This window comes from Primorskyibacter sp. S87, from assembly GCF_049801055.1.
GTDB lineage: Bacteria > Pseudomonadota > Alphaproteobacteria > Rhodobacterales > Rhodobacteraceae > JBNAGF01.
Genome location: NZ_JBNAGF010000011.1, coordinates 162,989 through 179,630, shown reverse-complemented (window position 1 = coordinate 179,630; position 16,642 = coordinate 162,989). Strand labels below are relative to the sequence as shown.

Annotated in this window: 17 protein-coding genes; 7 read left to right on the top strand and 10 right to left on the bottom strand. The window is 60.3% G+C overall.

Translation table 11 applies throughout. The features are described 5' to 3' along the window. Together lipA and ACP15U_RS17555 are read left to right on the top strand one after the other, a co-directional pair. The coding region (lipA, locus tag ACP15U_RS17560; RefSeq protein WP_425046457.1) for a lipoyl synthase at nt 1-950 on the top strand (950 nt) is incomplete at its 5' end. Next, nucleotides 947-2,089: an amidohydrolase gene (locus tag ACP15U_RS17555; RefSeq protein ID WP_425046456.1), complete on the top strand. Its 1,143-nt coding sequence runs from the start codon at nt 947-949 to the stop codon at nt 2,087-2,089. The genes lipA and ACP15U_RS17555, both read left to right, overlap by 4 nt. On the opposite strand, the gene ACP15U_RS17550 is transcribed toward ACP15U_RS17555, so the two are convergent. Both ACP15U_RS17550 and hpt read right to left on the bottom strand, forming a co-directional pair. Further along, complete coding sequence (locus tag ACP15U_RS17550; protein WP_425046455.1) at nt 2,069-2,290, bottom strand: hypothetical protein; 222 nt, start codon at nt 2,288-2,290, stop codon at nt 2,069-2,071. The two genes, ACP15U_RS17555 and ACP15U_RS17550, sit on opposite strands and share 21 nt — an antisense overlap. Beyond that, nucleotides 2,291-2,839, bottom strand: a complete 549-nt coding sequence (gene hpt, locus ACP15U_RS17545; RefSeq protein ID WP_425046454.1) for a hypoxanthine phosphoribosyltransferase — start codon at nt 2,837-2,839, stop codon at nt 2,291-2,293. A gap of 86 nt (nt 2,840-2,925) precedes the next feature. Here hpt and ACP15U_RS17540 point away from each other — a divergent pair, with 86 nt between their 5' ends. Together ACP15U_RS17540 and ACP15U_RS17535 are read left to right on the top strand one after the other, a co-directional pair. After that, nucleotides 2,926-3,372 (top strand): type II toxin-antitoxin system RatA family toxin, encoded by a 447-nt coding sequence (locus ACP15U_RS17540; RefSeq protein WP_425046453.1) that lies wholly within the window; start codon nt 2,926-2,928, stop codon nt 3,370-3,372. A gap of 37 nt (nt 3,373-3,409) precedes the next feature. Next, on the top strand, nt 3,410-4,711 hold the full coding sequence (locus tag ACP15U_RS17535; protein WP_425046452.1) for an MmgE/PrpD family protein: 1,302 nt from the start codon (nt 3,410-3,412) through the stop codon (nt 4,709-4,711). Nucleotides 4,712-4,785: 74 nt separating this feature from the next. Here ACP15U_RS17535 and ACP15U_RS17530 read toward each other — a convergent pair whose 3' ends face one another. The 5 genes from ACP15U_RS17530 to ACP15U_RS17510 all read right to left on the bottom strand — a co-directional run bounded on the left by ACP15U_RS17530 (nt 4,786) and on the right by ACP15U_RS17510 (nt 10,290). After that, entirely contained in the window at nt 4,786-6,090 is a 1,305-nt protein-coding gene (locus tag ACP15U_RS17530) for a branched-chain amino acid ABC transporter permease (protein WP_425046451.1), read from the bottom strand. Beyond that, the gene (locus ACP15U_RS17525) at nt 6,087-7,088 is read right to left on the bottom strand and encodes a branched-chain amino acid ABC transporter permease (protein ID WP_425046450.1); all 1,002 of its coding nucleotides are present in this window, start codon (nt 7,086-7,088) and stop codon (nt 6,087-6,089) included. The genes ACP15U_RS17530 and ACP15U_RS17525 overlap by 4 nt, the downstream gene beginning before the upstream one ends. 131 nt (nt 7,089-7,219) lie before the next feature. Next, entirely contained in the window at nt 7,220-8,044 is an 825-nt protein-coding gene (locus ACP15U_RS17520; protein ID WP_425046449.1) for an ABC transporter ATP-binding protein, read from the bottom strand. 122 nt (nt 8,045-8,166) lie between these two features. Then, complete coding sequence (locus ACP15U_RS17515; RefSeq protein WP_425046448.1) at nt 8,167-8,955, bottom strand: ABC transporter ATP-binding protein; 789 nt, start codon at nt 8,953-8,955, stop codon at nt 8,167-8,169. A 141-nt stretch (nt 8,956-9,096) separates the two neighbouring features. Beyond that, nucleotides 9,097-10,290, bottom strand: coding sequence for an ABC transporter substrate-binding protein (locus ACP15U_RS17510; RefSeq protein ID WP_425046447.1), 1,194 nt, complete (start codon nt 10,288-10,290; stop codon nt 9,097-9,099). 159 nt (nt 10,291-10,449) lie between these two features. On the opposite strand from ACP15U_RS17510, the gene ACP15U_RS17505 reads away from it, so the two are divergent. Continuing rightward, a complete protein-coding gene (locus tag ACP15U_RS17505) occupies nt 10,450-11,547 on the top strand; it encodes a PQQ-dependent sugar dehydrogenase (RefSeq protein WP_425046446.1) in 1,098 nt (365 codons plus the stop codon). Here ACP15U_RS17505 and ACP15U_RS17500 read toward each other — a convergent pair. Together ACP15U_RS17500 and ACP15U_RS17495 are read right to left on the bottom strand one after the other, a co-directional pair. After that, nucleotides 11,523-12,047, bottom strand: coding sequence for a GNAT family N-acetyltransferase (locus ACP15U_RS17500; RefSeq protein WP_425046445.1), 525 nt, complete (start codon nt 12,045-12,047; stop codon nt 11,523-11,525). The genes ACP15U_RS17505 and ACP15U_RS17500 overlap by 25 nt on opposite strands. After that, on the bottom strand, nt 12,044-13,048 hold the full coding sequence (locus ACP15U_RS17495) for a GlxA family transcriptional regulator (RefSeq protein ID WP_425046444.1): 1,005 nt from the start codon (nt 13,046-13,048) through the stop codon (nt 12,044-12,046). Before ACP15U_RS17495 ends, ACP15U_RS17500 begins: the two co-directional genes overlap by 4 nt. A 170-nt stretch (nt 13,049-13,218) precedes the next feature. On the opposite strand from ACP15U_RS17495, the gene ACP15U_RS17490 reads away from it, so the two are divergent. Continuing rightward, nucleotides 13,219-14,589, top strand: coding sequence for a class II 3-deoxy-7-phosphoheptulonate synthase (locus tag ACP15U_RS17490; protein WP_425046443.1), 1,371 nt, complete (start codon nt 13,219-13,221; stop codon nt 14,587-14,589). 97 nt (nt 14,590-14,686) lie between these two features. Here the strand turns inward: ACP15U_RS17490 and ACP15U_RS17485 are convergent, their stop codons facing one another. Next, nucleotides 14,687-15,355, bottom strand: a complete 669-nt coding sequence (locus tag ACP15U_RS17485) for a PAS domain-containing protein (protein ID WP_425046442.1) — start codon at nt 15,353-15,355, stop codon at nt 14,687-14,689. A gap of 390 nt (nt 15,356-15,745) precedes the next feature. Between ACP15U_RS17485 and ACP15U_RS17480 the strand changes: the two genes are divergently transcribed. Further along, nucleotides 15,746-16,636 carry a YicC/YloC family endoribonuclease gene (locus tag ACP15U_RS17480; RefSeq protein WP_425046441.1) on the top strand — a complete coding sequence of 297 codons (891 nt, stop codon included), beginning with the start codon at nt 15,746-15,748 and terminating at the stop codon, nt 16,634-16,636. Nucleotides 16,637-16,642 lie beyond the last annotated feature (6 nt).

Here is a 16,642-nt window from a genome sequence, read left to right as displayed (position 1 = left end):
CCAGAGATCTGAAAATTCCCGAACAGCGCCATCCGGAAAAGGCGCATCGTCCGGATCAGTCGCAGCCCAAGAAACCGTCCTGGATCCGGGTGAAGGCGCCGGGCGGCAAAGGCTATGCCGATACCCACAAGATCATGCGCGAGAACAACCTCGTGACGGTTTGCGAAGAGGCGGGCTGTCCGAATGTGGGCGAATGCTGGAGCCAGGGCCACGCAACCATGATGATCATGGGCGAAATCTGTACCCGCGGCTGCACCTTCTGCAACATCGCCACCGGGCGGCCGGATGCGCTCGACACGTTCGAACCGGGCCGGGTCGCCCATGCGGTGGAAAAGCTGGGGCTCAATCACGTGGTGATCACCTCGGTCGACCGGGATGATCTTGCAGATGGCGGCGCGGCGCATTTCGCCCAGACCATACGGGCGGTGCGCCACCGCAGCCCCAAGACCACGATCGAGATCCTGACCCCGGATTTCCTGAAATGCGACGACAATGTTCTGGAGGTGGTGGTCGAGGCCCGTCCGGACGTGTTCAACCACAATCTCGAAACCGTTCCGGGGCTTTACCCTTCGGTGCGCCCCGGCGCGCGATATTTCCACAGCCTGCGCCTGCTGCAGCGGGTCAAGGAGATGGATCCCGCAATGTTCACCAAATCCGGCATCATGGTGGGTCTGGGCGAAACCGAACAGCAGGTGCGGCAGGTGATGGACGACATGCGCGCGGCGGATGTGGATTTCCTGACCATTGGCCAGTATCTGCAACCGACGCCGAAACATCACCGGGTCGACCGTTTCGTGACCCCCGAGGAGTTCGCCGCCTATGAGAAAGCCGCCTATGGCAAGGGGTTCGGCATGGTCTCGGCCACCCCGCTGACGCGATCCTCCTACCACGCCGGTGACGACTTCGCCCGCCTGCGCGCGGCCCGGCAGGAAAAGCGCGGACAGGCATGACACCCGATACGCTGGCAAGATGGGTGGCGCTGCGACACGATCTGCACCGTCATCCAGACATATCCGGTGAAGAAGCTGCCACGGCGGCGCGCGTGCTGGACATTTTGCGAAAATTCAATCCCGACCGGATCCTGACTGCGATAGGTGGTCACGGAGTTGCGGCTGTTTACGAAGGCAGGGGCAGCGGACCGACCGTTGCAATTCGATGTGAACTGGATGCGCTGCCGATTCAGGAACTGAGTGCATCGGCTCATGCCTCGACCATACCGGGCAAGGCACATCTGTGTGGCCATGACGGGCACATGGTCATGGTTCTGGCTCTGGCCGAGGCCCTGCAGGACCGGCCCCCGAAAAGGGGCCGCGTCGTTTTGCTGTTCCAGCCTGCCGAAGAAACCGGCAAGGGAGCATCGGCGTTCCGGGCCGACTCGAAATTCACCGGTATTGCCCCCGATTACGTGTTTGCATTGCACAACATGCCCGGGTTGCCCCTTGGACATGTGGAACTGAACCGGGCTGCGGCCAATTGTGCGTCGCGCGGGATGAAAATCCGTTTGACTGGCAAGACCTCACATGCTGCGGCGCCGGGCGATGGGTTGTCACCGGCCGGCGCGATGGCCCGGCTGATGCCAGCACTTGCAGCCCTTGGACCGGGAGGTGTTCTCGATTCCGAATTCGCCCTGACCACGTTGACCCATGCCGCATTGGGAGAACCGACCTTTGGAGTGTCGCCCGGTTCCGGTGAGCTTTGGGTCACCCTGCGCACTGTGGCCAACAACCGGATGGAGCGCCTTATGTCTGAAGCCACGGCATTGGCCGAAGCCGACGCTGCGGCGCAGGGGCTGGGCCTGTCGATCTCTTATGACGATATCTTTGACGCCTGCACCAACGACGCCACAGCTGTTCAGATCCTGCAGGCGGCAGCCCTGGGGGCCGGAGCGCCGGTGCAACTGATCGACCAGCCTCTGAAATTTTCCGAGGATTTCGGGCAGTTCGGAAAAGGCGCAAAAACCGCCATGTTCTGGCTTGGGGCCGGTGAAGACAGCCCGCAGTTGCACAATCCGGACTACGATTTTCCGGACGTGTTGATCCCGACAGGAACCGCCATATTCCTCAAGGCGCTAAGGGCGTTGACCGATTGACGGGTCAAAGCCGCGCTGTTCGATCCGCGCCCAGTCAGGCCAGAACCCCAACCGCTCAATTCCATAGAGCGCGAGGCACAGCAGGACTGTCGCGAACACCAGTTTGACCCTGCGCTCTGAAGGCGGGTTGCGTGCCCAGCGGGACATTCTGAACAGGTGGCGCAGGTTCATATGAGCAGTGGCCAGCGGCTCAGGCGCCAATCAGCCCTCGTCGCCGAGGAATCGAACCTTGCCGATGAAAGGCAGGTTGCGGTTGCGTTGAGCGTAATCGATTCCATAACCGACCACGAACTCATCGGGGATTTCAAAGCCAATCCAGTCGGACCGGAAATCGACCTCGCGGCGCGAAGGTTTGTCGAGAAGGGCAATGGATTTCAACCGTTTGGGGTCGCGGCTGCGCAGCAAGGCCGTTACGTGGTTCAGCGTGTGGCCGGTGTCGACGATGTCTTCGACCACCAACACGTCGCGCCCTTCAATTGCGCCTCGCAAGTCTTTGAGAATGCGTACTTCCCGGCTGCTTTCCATGGCGTCGCCATAAGACGACGCTTCCAGAAAGTCGACTTCGATCGGTAAATCCAGTTCCCGTACCAGATCGGCGATAAACACGAAACTGCCCCGCAACAGGCCCACCACGATAAGCTTGTCGGTGCCGCTGAATTCCTGCGCGATTTCTCCGCACAGGGTTTCAATCCGCGCCGCTATGGACTTGGCGGAAATCATCTGGTCGATCACATATGGCCGATCGGTCATTTTTGCCCCCTTGATCTTTCGGCGCCAACATACGAAATCACGCGCCACTGTCACCCATAAACGGACCAAAGGGTTCAACGCGCCGCATGCCCATTCACTCGGAAACCCGCCACCTGCCGTATAGCGCGCAGCAGATGTATGATCTGGTGGCTGATGTGGCGAGCTATCCGCAGTTTTTGCCATGGTGCGCAGCGGCTCGGATTCGGCGGACCTATAAGGTGGACGAAGCCGAGGTGATGGAGGCGGATCTGGTGATCTCGTTCAAGGTGTTCCGCGAACGGTTCGGAAGCCGGGTCACCTTGTTTGCAGAAGACAAACGGATCGACACCGAGTATCTTGACGGTCCGTTTCGCTATATGAAGTCGAACTGGAGTTTTGCCGACCACACGGACGGCGGGTGCAACATATCATTTCATGTTGATTTCGAATTCAAGAACGCGGTTCTGCAGGGCATCATCGGGGTCGTGTTCAACGAGGCCATGCACCGGATCGTACGCGCCTTTGAAACGCGCGCGGCAGAACTCTACGACTGACGCTTTACCGGCGCGACGCGGACGCTAAACTGCGGCCATGACCCATGATGTGCTGCATGCTTTGGCCGGATTCGCGGCTGGTCCCGTAACCACCACCGGAGCGGTCCGGTTGGTGACGTCGCTATCCGCGCTCGACTGGTTGAGTGTTGGCATGGCCGGACGCGATGAGCCGGTTGCCCGTATTCTGCGCCAGCAGGTGCTTGACGAAGGCGGTACTGGCGACGCGCGCCTGTTCGGAAACGGGTCCGCCCCGGCCCGATCTGCGGCTCTGGTCAATGGGGCGACCTCTCACGCGCTGGATTACGATGATACCCATTTTGCCCATATCGGGCATCCCTCGGTTGCGGTGTTTCCGGCCGCGCTTGCGATTGGCGAATTGCGCGACCTGCCGCTTGTGGAGATGCTCGAAGCGGCCCTGATCGGCATGGAAGTTTCGATCCGCGTCGGGCTCTGGCTTGGACGTGATCATTATCAGGTCGGGTTTCACCAGACCGCAACCGCGGGAACCTTTGGCGCCGCGGTCGCTGCCGGACGACTGATCGGGCTGCAAAGTGACGACATGGAAACGCTCATGGGCCTTTCCGCGACCCGCGCGTCGGGGCTCAAAGCGCAGTTCGGGACGATGGGAAAGCCCTACAACGCCGGTATGGCTGCCAGCTCCGGCGTGGAATGCGCGTTGCTGGTGCAGCGAGGTATGGACAGCAATCCGGCGGCGTTTGACGGCACCTTTGGATTTGGCGCAACTCATCACGGTGCAACGCAGGCCAAGGACGCTCTGGACGGCCTGGGTGAACGTTGGCTGTTCGAAAGCGTCAGCCACAAATTCCACGCCTGCTGTCACGGGCTTCACGCGGCGCTTGAGGCCGCGCGCGAGATCGACATAGCCGGTCCCGAAGTGGCCGAGATCGCTGTCCGCACCCATCCGCGCTGGATGAGTGTGTGCAACCAGCCCGAGCCGGAAACAGGCTTGGGGGCCAAGTTCAGCTATCGCACGGTTCTTGCAATGCGGGCCTTGGGGTTCGATACGGCACGGCTCGACAGCTATTCCGCCGAAACCTGCGCTGACATGCGCCTGCGATCCCTGCGCGATCACATCACGGTTACGGCCGACGACAGTCTGACCGAAACGCAGGCGGTGGTTTCGATGCTGAAGCGCGACGGTTCCCGGGTTGAGGCGCGCCACGATCTGCTGGCACCGCTCGGGCTCGCGCAGCGCGAAGAGCGCGTGCGGACCAAGGCTGCCAAGCTGATCGGAGGGCAGGCCGCCGACGAAGCGTGGTCATTGTTGCGGCAGGGCGGGCAATCTGCCGATTTTGCCGCCCTGATGGTCGCACCCTGACCGCCAAAGGAGATCGCCGCGCCCGGAACCGGACGCGGCGATGTGATTTTCTGGCAGATCCGGGATTGACTGGTCTATTTTTCGGGGATCAGGCCACGCGGGCTGAACCTGAGCACCACCAGCAGGATGACGCCCATCGTCAGCAGTCTCATATGCGCGGCGCTGTCGATCAGGTGTTCTTTCAGCGCGCTTCCGTCCGCCATGCCCGAGGTGATAACCTGCATCACCCAGAGCCCGATCGGTTCCACCTGCACCCAGAGGAACCAGATCAGCATGGCGCCCAGAACCGCGCCGAAATTGTTGCCCGATCCGCCGACGATCACCATCACCCAGACCAAAAAGGTAAAGCGCAGCGGCTGATAGGTGCCAGGCGTCAATTGGCCGTCGAGCGTGGTCATCATCGCGCCCGCGATGCCGCAAACGGCCGAGCCCAGCACGAAGATCTGCAAATGGCGGCGGGTGACGTCCTTGCCCATCGCCTCGGAGGCGACCTCGTTGTCGCGAATGGCACGCATCATCCTGCCCCACGGGCTTTTGAGTGCCATCTGCGCCATCCACAACAGAACCAGCAGAACGATCAGGAACAGTATGGAGTAACCCAGCTTGACCGACAGGGTCGAGGCGGTCACCGGGTCAAGCCCCAGCGAGGCGGCGCGGTCCACGAAGCTCGGGTCGTTCTGAAGGTCGATTTCATACGGTACGGGGCGAGGCAGGCCGATGACGTTTTTCACGCCGCGGGCCAGCCAGTCCTCGTTTTTCATCACCGCGATGATGATCTCGGCAATCCCTAGCGTGGCAATTGCCAGATAATCCGAACGCAACCCCAGAGCGGTCTTGCCGATCAGCCAGGCCGCTCCTGCTGCCAGCAACCCGCCTGCTGGCCACGCCAGCAGCACCGGCAGGCCAAGCCCTCCGATATTGCCGGCAAGGGCCGGATTGATCGCCTCGACACTCTCGACATTGGGGTCAAAAAGCATCCGGTAGAGGAAAAATCCGCCGATCAGTATGGCGAGGATCACCGCCGACCGCGCGGCGCCTTTTGCCATCATGCGGTAGGCAACCACCGCTGCCACAACCGTCATGGCACCAAGGATCAGGGCCATGACGATGCCGACGCCGCCGTTGGCCCAGGCTTCGGGGCTGACATCTGTTGAGACCAGAACAACGGCCAGACCGCCAAGCGCCACGAAACCCATGACACCGACGTTGAAGAGGCCCGCAAACCCCCATTGCAGGTTCACACCCAGCGCCATAATGGCTGAGATCAATCCCATGTTCAGGATCAGCAGAGCCGAGTTCCAGCTCTGCATGAACCCGGTCAAAATTATCAGCGCACCGACACCCAGAAACAGCGCGGTATTCTTCATTGTCTCGCTCATACCGCTTTCCCCTTGAAGAGGCCCGTGGGCTTGAACAGAAGCACGATCAGCAGGATCACGAAGCTGACCGCGAATTTGTAATCGGTGCTCAGCAGCTGCACGAGCCCGTCAGGCTCGGCGCCCAGATATTTCAGCACCTTCTTCCAGGCATAGGTGATGGTGACCTCGGAAAAGGCGATCACGAACCCGCCTGCGATGGCCCCGATCGGGCTGCCGAGACCACCGACGATGGCCGAGGCAAAAATGGGCAGCAAAAGCTGGAAATAGACAAAGGGCTTGAAGCTCTTGTCGAGCCCATAAAGCACCCCTGCTGTGGTCGCCAGTGCGGCCACGATCAGCCAGGTGATCATCACCACCCGCTCGGGGTTGATGCCCGACAGCAGTGCCAGATCCTCGTTGTCGGAATAGGCGCGCATGGATTTGCCGGTGCGGGTCTTGTTGAGGAACCAGAACAGCAGCACCACGCAGATCACCGCGACAACAACCGTCAGTCCCTGCGTGGTCTTGATTGCCAACCCCTCCTTGAGGCCGGTCAACTGCTTGAATTCGCGCGCGGAAATCAGGAAACGCTCACCATCGGCGAATTTCTGATCGTCGGGGCCGATGATAAAGCGCACCAGGCCGTTCATGATGAACATCACACCCATCGACACGATCACAAGGATCACCGGCTTGGCCTTCTGTTCGCGGTAAAAGCGATAGACCGCCCGGTCGGTGAGCAAGACAAGTGCCATGCAGCCAAGTATGCCAAAAGGCAGGGCCAAAAGCGCGGTGGGCAGCGGCCCGAGACTGATACCAATCGACTGCATCCACCACGTCACCAGGATGGTGACCATTGCCCCGAATGCCATGGTGTCACCATGGGCAAAGTTCGAGAACCGAAGGATGCCATAGATCAGCGTGACCCCGAGCGCACCCAGAGCCAGCTGGCTGCCATAGGCGATCGCGGGGACCAGCACGAAATTGGAAAGCGCCACGATGGCGTTAAGAAAATCCATGTGGCTTTACCCTTCCATGCACTGACCGCGGCTGCAGGCTTGGTCTGCGACCGACGCAATATCAGTGTCCGGTTTAGAGAGGAAATGGTTGAACGTCCCGAAGGGCCTTGGAGCAAGAAAATGAAACATGCTCATCCTCCCAAGAACGACTTGCGGACTTCGGGATCGGCGAGCAGTTCCTTGCCGGTTCCGGAATAGGCATTGCGGCCCTGCACCAGAACATACCCTTTGTCGGCGATTTCAAGGGCTTGCCTTGCGTTTTGCTCCACCATCAGGATCGGCAGGCCGGTGCGGGAGACCTCGATGATCCGGTCAAACAGCTCGTCCATCACGATCGGTGAAACCCCGGCAGTGGGTTCATCCAGCATCAGCACCTTGGGCTGGGTCATCAGCGCCCGGCCAACGGCGACCTGCTGGCGCTGACCGCCCGACAGTTCCCCGGCTGGCTGCAGCCGCTTGTCGCGCAGTATCGGGAAAAGGTCATAGACCTGCTCCATCGTGCCGGAAATGTCGTCGGAGCGGATAAAGGCGCCCATCTCGAGGTTCTCTTCTACCGTCATCGAGGTAAAGATGTTCGAGGTTTGCGGAACAAATCCCATGCCCTTGCGCACCCGGTCCTGCGGAGAGAGGTTGGTGATATCCTCACCATCCAACCGCACCGAGCCCGCGCGCACGTCGAGCATCCCGAACACCGCTTTCATCGCGGTGGATTTGCCGGCGCCGTTGGGGCCGACGATGACCGCGATCTCGCCTTTGTCCACTGAGATCGAGCAGTCATGCAGAATGTCCGGCCCTTTGCCGTAACCGCCGGTCATTGTATCGCCGATCAGGAACGGGCCATCGCCGCCAACGTATTTGGTTTCTCCGCTTTCGGCATGGGCTGGCGTCATGGTGCCAATGCCCTGCGTGTTGGTGATCGATGCGTCCTTGTTGCCGCGGTCCGAATAATCGCTCATTCCGGCCCTCCCGCGTGCTGCATGCTTGTTGTCATTTCGTTGTCCCTCACAGGATGTCGGAGCCCCTTACAGGGTGGCGCGCGCCGGGAATGGATCGGAACCTTGGGCAGCAAGGCACTCCGTCATGCCTCGGCCTCCAGCTTGTCCTTGTTCTTGAGGCCCGTTCCCAGATAGGCCTCGATGACCTGCTCATTGGCCTTGATTTCGTCGAGCGTGCCTTCGGCGAGAACTTTGCCCTCGGCCATACAGATCACCGGATCGCAGAGGCGTCCGATGAATTCCATGTCGTGTTCAATGACGACAAACGTATATCCGCGTTCTTCGTTTAGCCGCTTGATGGCGTCGGCAATGGTATAGAGCAGGGTGCGGTTCACGCCTGCGCCCACCTCGTCGAGAAATACGATCTTGGCATCGACCATCATGGTGCGGCCAAGTTCGAGCAGCTTCTTCTGCCCGCCCGAGACCTGTCCGGCCTTCAGATCGGCAATGTGGCTGATGGTCAGGAACTCGAGCACCTCGTCCGCCTTGGCCCGCAGAGCGCGTTCCTCATCGGCGATGCGTTTACGTCCAAACCATGTATTCCAGAGCGATTCTCCCGATTGACCACCGGGAACCATCATCAGGTTCTCGCGGCAGGTCATCGAGGAAAACTCATGCGCGATCTGGAAGGTGCGCAGCAGCCCCTTGTGAAACAGCTCATGCGGCGGCAGGCCGGTAATGTCCTCACCATCCATCGTGACTCGTCCGGCCGTGGGTGGAAGAACGCCTGCGATAACATTGAAAAGAGTGGTTTTTCCGGCTCCGTTCGGGCCAATAAGCCCGGTGATAGAGCCCCCGGCGATCTCCAGCGTGGCACCGTCCACCGCATGGAATCCGCCAAAGTGCTTGTGCACGTCTTCGACGACGATCATGTGATCTCCCCCAAGCCGCCGCTTATCGATTTCGGCGGTCCCGTTCTTTTGTTTCCCCGTCCCTCCGGGGGTGCGGCCTTTTGTCATTGAAACAGCCCGGACACAAGGCCCGGGCTGTTCAATCTTAACGCATCGCGGGGATCAACGATACTTGGCGGTTGTGATCTTGCCGCCGTCGATCACGATCTGGCGATAGTTGCCGGCGCTTTCACCAGGTCCGATCAGTTCGACTGCGGTTGCGCCCACATAGTCGATGTCACCGCCGGATTTCAGAATTTCCAGCGCCTTTCCCAGTTCACCGGGATAGATCTTTTCACCCGGAGCGTTGGCAACATCCATCACCTTGTCCTTGTAATCGGCCGAGGACTTGGAGTTCGCGGCCTGCATCGCAAGCATGATCAGGGCTGCGGCGTCGTAAGATTCCGGAGTGAAAGGCGAGGTCGAATCGAACTTGTCGCCAACCATTTCCGAAAATTTCGCAACGCCGGGGCTGTCAGTGCCCGGGTGCTGGCCGGTGGACCCGTCAATTTCGCTGCCAAAGTTGGCCTCGAGCTGTGCGCCGATCATACCGTCGGGGAAGTGGAACGTGTCAAAGGCACCGGAGTCGATTGCGGCACGGACAACGCCGGAACCACCCTGATCCACATAGCCTGCAACAACAAGACGATCGCCGCCGGCTGCTGCCAGTGCGCCGACTTCAGCCGAATAGTCGGCCTTGCCGTCTTCGTGGGCCGCGTTAATGGTCACCGAACCGCCTGCAGCTTCGTAGGCCGCCTGGAAGCTGTCTGCCAAACCCTTGCCATAGTCGTTGTTGGTGTAGGTAACCGCGACTTCCTTGATGCCTTCTTCCATCAGCACTTCGGTCATCACGACACCCTGACGGGCATCCGACGGCGCGGTGCGGAAGAACAGGCCGTTGTCTTCGGCGCTCGACAGGCCCGGCGATGTGGCCGAGGGCGAGATCATCACGACGCCATTCGGAACAGCGACGTTTGACAGGATCGCACCGGTCACACCCGAGCAGTCGGCGCCCATGATGCCATCGACCTTGTCCGATGTGACAAGGCGTTCTGCGGCCGCCGTGGCCGCACCGGCGTCAACGCAGGTCGAGTCGGCGCGCACTGGCATCACCTTGGCACCGTCCAGCAGCATACCGCTTTCGGTCACTTCGGCCATTGCCAGTTCGGCGCCAGCGGCCATCGAGGGCGTCAGCGATTCAATCGGGCCAGTGAAGCCCAGAATCACACCGATTTTCACTTCTTTTCCGTGACCGTCCGCAAAGGCGGTTCCCGCCATCAAAGCAGTGGCCGCAGTAGCTGTGAGCAGCTTTTTCATGATTTACTCCCGTGTTGGAACAATTTGTTCGATCCCGACCCTAGGCAAGCTTCTGGAAAAAGAAAAGGCCCATCGATAGGGGTAATTCGGCTTCCGTTCGGGAAAGCTCTCGCCTTGGCCGTTCTCTGCTCTAGAGTGATAAAAAACAGGGGAATTGCCATGCGGAATTTGATGTTCGGCTTGTTTCTGACGCTGTCCGGCGCCGTGGTGTCCGCACAGACCCTCTCCAGCTCGACTGGTCAGGTGCAGGTTCAGGCCATGGTCTCGGGGCTGGATACACCGTGGGCCGTGGACTTCCTGCCGGGTGGAGAATTTCTGGTGACCGAGCGGGAAGGCCGCCTGTTGCTGGTCAGGGGCGGGCAGGCTCAAACCGTAAAGGGGACGCCAAAAGTCCATGCCAAGGGTCAGGGGGGATTGCTTGACGTCATGGTGCCGCGGGATTTCGCCCAAAGCCGTGAGGTGTTCCTGAGCTTTGCAAAGCGCCAGAAAGGGGGCGCCGGCACAGCTTTGGCAGTTGGTCGGCTGTCTCAGGATGGGCAGCGCCTGACAGATGTGCGGATCCTGTTCGAAGCCGTTGCGCCCGGTTCGGGGGGGCGGCATTTCGGGTCTCGTATCGTCGAGGCGCGCGACGGCTCGTTGTTTCTGACTCTGGGCGAGCGGGGGAACCGACCCAGTGCACAGGAGCTGTCCAACCACAATGGCACGATCGTCAGGATCAACCGGGATGGGACGGTGCCGGACGACAATCCCTTTGTCGGGCAATCCGGCATCCGACCAGAGATCTGGTCCTATGGCCACCGAAACCCGCAAGGCGCGGCCTTGGACCGTCAGGGGCGGCTGTGGGCAGTGGAACATGGCGCGAAGGGCGGTGACGAAGTCAACCGGATCAAGAAAGGGGCCAATTACGGCTGGCCGGTAATCTCGTATGGCACGCATTATTCGGGGGCAAAGATTGGTGAGGGCACCGCAAAACCCGGCATGGAACAACCCGCGCATTACTGGGATCCCTCAATCGCGCCGTCAGGGCTGATGATCTATTCCGGCAAGCTGTTTTCTGCGTGGCGAGGAGATCTTTTCATTGGGTCGCTCAAGTTCGACTACATCTCGCGGCTGGATGGAAAAAACCTGCGGGAGGTCGAACAGCTGAAGGGTGGCGAAACCGAGCGGGTGCGCGATGTGGTCGAAGCTCCGGACGGATCGATCTGGTTCATCTCTGTCGGGAAGGGGACGATTTACCGGATATCTCCCGCAAGCTGATCTGGCGCACGTGGCAGCAGGTAATAGGCCGTGTCGCACCATTCGACGCCGCCATAGCAGAAATCCTTTTTGCCAATCCGGTCGAGCCGAAACCCAAGGTTCTCCAGCAACCTGCAAGAGCGTTGGTTGCGCGGATCAGCCTGCGCGGTCAACGCAGCGCATTCCGGGAAAGCGGCAAAAGCACTGGGCAGAATCGCCTCCAATGCCTCGCGCACCAAACCCTGGCCCCAATGCGCGCGGTTCAGGATGAAACCGACCTCGGGCTTGTCCCAGACCCCGGCCTTGCCAACGCATTGCCCGTCCAGATCGAGAATGAACTCATAGCGGGTGGCCGGATCCTCGCGCATGAATGCGGCCAGAAAGGCGCGGGTCCGTTCGATGTCGTCATCGGCGGGGCGGTCCCAGTAGCGCATCGTCTCGGGATCGGAAAAGATCTCGTGCAACGCCTCCAGATCGGCGGCCCGCGCCGGACGCAACAGCAACCGCCGGGTTCGGATCACACCGAAAGCCGCGCCGCCTGCGCACCACGTTCACGGTAAGGCGTGGTGTCATAATGCGCCCGATAGCATTTCGAGAAATGGGACGGTGAGGCAAAACCGCAGGCCAGAGCCACGTTGATCACGCTCATATCGGTCTGCAACAACAGGTTACGGGCCTTTTGCAGGCGCAGTTCCATGTAATAGCGTTTTGGCGAACGGTTCAGGTAGCGGCGGAAAAGCCGCTCCAGCTGACGCGTGGACATGCCGACATCTTTGGCCAGAACCGAGGGGCTGATCGGTTCCTCGATGTTGTTTTCCATCATCTGGATCACTTGGCTGAGTTTTGGGTGCCGCACACCGATCCGGGTCGGAACGCTGAGTCTCTGGCTGTCCTGATCAGTCCGGATCGAGGAATAGATCAACTGGTCCGCGACGGCGTTTGCCAGCGTTTCGCCATGATGCGTGGCGATCAGCTTGAGCATCAGGTCGATCGAAGATGTGCCGCCCGCGGTGGTAACGCGATTGCCATCCATAACAAAGACCGACTTGGTCAGTTCGACGTCTTCGAACTCTTCTGTGAAACTGTCGGAGTTTTCCCAGTGAATTGTCGCCTTCTTGCCATCAAGCAACCCGGCCTTGGCCAGTGTATAGGCGGCTGTGCACAGCCCGCCCAACATCATGCCACGGCGCGCTTCGCGCCGAAGCCAAGACAACATTTTCTTGGTCGTGGCCAGATGCACCTCGATGCCGCCGCAAACCAGCAGGATGTCGTCCCGGTTCAGGTCTCCCAGATCACCATCCAGCTGGAACCTCGTGCCGGCAGAGCAGCTGATGGTATCGCCGCCTTCGCCAACCAGAACCCAGGAATACAGCTCTTTGTCAGCCATCCTGTTGGCAATGCGCAAGCTCTCCATGGCCGAGGCGAAACACAACAGGGTGAAATTTTCCAACAGCGCGAACACGATGCGCCGGGGTCGGTCGGAAGCGTTCTCCACGGCGACAACTTGGCGTTGCTCTTTCATGGGCGGGGATCCTAGAATCAAGCGGTGTTTCCGGCGAAGATGCCGTCAACGATTTCTCACCTTGGCCAGAGCTTTGGCGCTCCGTCAAGAGCAAGGCGAATAGGGTGTGGCGTCGACCCGTGCGCTTTTGTATAGAGAGCCCCTGTAATACCTCAGCGGAGAAGAGAGCAATGAGTGAGTGGCAAAAATCGAACTGGCGCGAGAAACCGCGGGTTCAGATGCCCGACTATACCAACCCCGAGGCCCTGGCCGCGGTTGAGGCACAGCTTTCCAAGTATCCGCCACTTGTGTTTGCCGGCGAGGCGCGTCGTCTGAAACAGCATCTTGGGGCTGCGGGTCGCGGCGAAGCGTTCCTGTTGCAGGGCGGCGACTGCGCCGAGAGCTTTGAACAGTTCAGTGCCGACGGCATTCGGGATACCTTCAAGGTGATGCTGCAGATGGCAATGGTGCTGACCTATGGCGCCAAGGTGCCGGTGGTCAAAGTCGGCCGCATGGCTGGGCAGTTTGCCAAGCCGCGCAGTGCCCCGACCGAGGTGGTGGATGGCGTGGAACTACCAAGCTACCGCGGTGACATCATCAATGAACTGGATTTCACGCCCGAGGCCCGGAGCCCGGACCCGGCCAAGATGTTGCAGGCCTACACACAGGCGGCGGCCACGCTGAACCTGCTGCGGGCCTTCTCGACCGGTGGTTATGCCGACGTGAATCAGGTTCATGCCTGGACGCTTGGCTTCACCGAAAACGAAAAGGCCGAGAAGTATCGCGAACTGGCAACGCGGATTTCCGATACGCTGGACTTCATGAAAGCGGCCGGGGTCAATCAGGATACTGCCCACACCCTGCAATCGGTCGAATTCTACACCAGCCATGAAAGCCTGCTGCTGGAATACGAAGAGGCCCTGACGCGGCTTGATTCGACATCCGGAAACTGGCTGGCCGGCTCGGGGCACATGCTCTGGATCGGCGATCGCACGCGGCAGCCGGATGGCGCACATGTCGAATTCCTGTCCGGTGTGTTGAACCCGATCGGTTTGAAATGCGGCCCGACCACCACCGCCGAAGATCTGAAGGCGCTGATGGCCAAGCTGAACCCTGACAACGAAGAAGGGCGGCTGACACTGATCGCGCGCTTTGGTGCGGGCAAAGTCGGAGAAAACCTGCCGCGCCTGATTCAGACGGTGAAGGAAGAGGGTGCCAATGTGACCTGGGTGTGCGACCCGATGCACGGCAACACGATCAAGTCGGCCACCGGCTACAAGACCCGGCCATTTGATTCCGTGTTGCGCGAAGTGCGCGAGTTCTTTGCAGTGCATCAGGCCGAAGGCACCATTCCCGGCGGTGTGCACTTCGAAATGACCGGTCAGGATGTGACGGAATGCACCGGCGGCGTTCGTGCCGTGACCGAAGAAGATCTCTCGGACCGGTATCACACCGCATGCGATCCGCGCCTGAACGCCTCGCAGTCCTTGGAGCTTGCGTTCCTCGTGGCCGAAGAGTTGTCGGCCTTGCGCGAAGCCCGGGAGAACCGGCAAGCCGGTTGATACCTGATCGGTTCTGATAGACGAATTGTCCCGGCCCCAAGGGCCGGGATTTTTTGTTTATGATGGTAGTGTATCCGACTGACCAGAAAGAAAAACCTCAGTCGTTTGACGCAACAAGACGCAGGTTTGGGCGCCCCTGTTTGGGTGCCGTATCGAACGGTGCCGGTTCCTCGGCCATGCCTTCACTCAAGCTCAGCGATGCCGGTGCCACCGCTGGTTGGTCCGAACTCCGGTAAAGGGGGCGTTGCGGAGCAGCGGGTGAAAAAACCGGCCGCAGGGTAACTTCGTCCACGCGGAACCTCGGCAAAGGTCGGCGCGGTATGCGGTCGGCCGCCATTACCCCCAGCGCGCGGGATATCTCACCCCGTTCACCAGCCAGCGGCAACAGCACCATCCGGGCGTCCACCCCCGGCGTCAGCGCATTTCCAGCGCCATCCAATGAAAGTTCTGCGATCGTTGGCCCATCGAACAGGCTCTCAAGCACGGCGCTGATCTCCGAACGGCCCTCGGAAGAAAAAAGCGCGGAGATCGGCATGCCGCGCAAATCGGTTCCGGCAAGCTCGGTAAGATGTTGCCCGGCCAGACGGAAACGGGCAATCCCCGGTGCAATTCGCTCTAGAATGAAGGTATGGGGTAGGATGTTCTCAAGCCCGCGTGGATCGACCTGAGACCGCCTCGGAACCTCGGATCCTTCCCGAAGCGCGTTCCAATAGGCTTCGGCCTGCCGCAAAGGTGCCAGATTGTGACGGCTCCGGAACCGGTTCATGGCCACGACTTTTCCGGTCTCAGGCCTGTTTCGGAAGAAAAAGCGCATATCCGTTTGTCCCCACTCGTTACACCACCTGTATCGATGCTCCTTGTGCGGCGATGACATTCATGTGTCGCCAGCACCTCCGGCACGAAAGGCTCAAATCAGGTTACCTGTGAGTTAACGTGTCACGGATTAAATCAAAATTGGAGCAAATCGTTAAAGAGTGGTTAACGTCCCGAAACCTGCAAAGGCACCATAAGCGCCTCTGTCCATACCGCCACAGCCCCTTGCCCTGGGGCGTCTCTTGCCGTTAGGTGCCCGGCAAGCGCCCGAGCCATCGGCGCAACAGAGAAAATGGCCAACGACCCGACCGAAGGACCGGCCAAAGCCCAAGGAGCAGTGCACATGATCCGATCCATGACTGGTTTTGCCTCGGCCAAGGGCGGGCAGGGCCCGTTCACCTGGGGCTGGGAACTGCGCAGTGTGAATGGCAAAGGGCAGGATCTGCGTCTGCGCATACCGGACTGGCTCGAGGGGTTGGAAGCGTATCTGCGGACCGAACTCGGCAAGGCTGCGACCCGCGGAAACATCACCCTGAACTTGCGCCTGTCCCGCGGCGAGGAGCAGGCGGACATGGCGCTCAACCCTGCGGTTCTTGCTGCGGCATTGGACGCAGTCAAACAGGTCGAGGCCGAAGCGGCAACGCGCGGGGTTGCTCTGGAACCCACACGGGCAGCCGATTTGCTGGGCCTTCGGGGTGTCTGGGAAACAAGTGCGGCCGAAACTGACGTGGCGCCGCTGGTGGCGCAGTTGAAGCAAGAGTTCTCCGGGCTGGTTGCCGATTTCGTGCAGATGCGCGCCGACGAAGGGGCGGCACTGAACGAGATTCTGAGACGGCAGTTGGTGCAGGTTTCCGAACTTACAACAAAGGCAGCCGGGCTGGCCGAAGCACGCCGCGAAGCAATGGCGGCCACGTTGCAATCAAATCTCGACCGGGTTCTGAAGAATTCCGACGGGGCCGACCCGGACCGGGTGGCACAGGAGCTGGCACTGATCTCGGTCAAGGCAGACGTGACCGAAGAGCTTGATCGACTGGCGGCCCATGTAAACGCGGCCCGGGCGCTGCTGGAAAAGGGCGGTCCCATCGGCCGCAAGTTCGATTTTCTGATGCAGGAATTCAATCGTGAGGCCAACACGCTTTGTTCGAAATCCCAAAACAGCGACCTGACCGCGGTAGGGCTGGAGCTCAAGGCGGTCATTGACCAGATGCGCGAGCAGGTTCAGAACGTCGAATAACAAGAA